Consider the following 815-nt stretch of genomic DNA (forward strand, 5'->3'; position numbering starts at 1 on the left):
AGGAACAGCGTCCCCGGCGCGACCACGTGGCGGCGGTAGCGGAACTCGCTGGCGACCTCCACCTCGCAGGGGATGCCGGCGATGCTCTCGAACCAGTACCGCGCCACCAGCCCGGCATGGTAGCTCGTGCCGCAGGCGACGATCTGCACGCGCTCGACGTCGGCGAGCACCGGCCCGGCCTCCGGCCCCAGGGACTCGACCAGCAACCGCTCGGCGGTCAGTCGGCCCTCCAGGGTGTCGCCGATGGCGCGGGGCTGCTCGTGGATCTCCTTGGCCATGAAGTGGCGGTAGTTGCCGCGCTCCACGGCCTCCGCGGAGAGCTCGGAGGTGCGCACCGGGCGCTGGACCTGGCGGCCGTCGCGGTCGTAGACGGTTACCGCCTCACGGGTGAGCACGGCGACGTCGCCCTCCTCGAGGAAGATGAACTGCTGGGTGACGGGCAGCAGCGCGGCCACGTCCGAGGCGATGAAGTGCTCGCCGATGCCGACGCCGATCACCAGCGGGCTGCCCTGGCGCGCGGCGATCAGGCGGTCCGGCTCGTCGGCGTCGATCACGCCCAGGGCGTAGGCGCCGTCCAGGGTGCGCACGGCGGTGCGCACCGCGCCGAGGAGGTCCTCGCCGCGGGCGGTGGCGGCGTGCACGGCGTTGACCACCACCTCGGTATCCGTCTCCGAGCCGAACGTGTAGCCCTGCTCGGTCAGCGCCCGGCGCATGGACTCGTGGTTCTCGATGATGCCGTTGTGCACCAGGGCGATTCGGCCGCAGGAGGCGTGGGGATGGGCGTTGGCCTCGGTAGGCGCGCCGTGGGTGGCCCA

At 72.5% G+C, this 815-nt stretch carries 1 protein-coding gene; it reads right to left on the bottom strand.

All coding sequences use genetic code 11. From position 1 onward, the window contains the following. On the bottom strand, nt 1-815 hold an 815-nt coding region (locus G7A99_RS22190), incomplete at both ends, for an SIS domain-containing protein (protein WP_163144164.1).

This window comes from Arhodomonas sp. KWT, assembly GCF_010993615.1.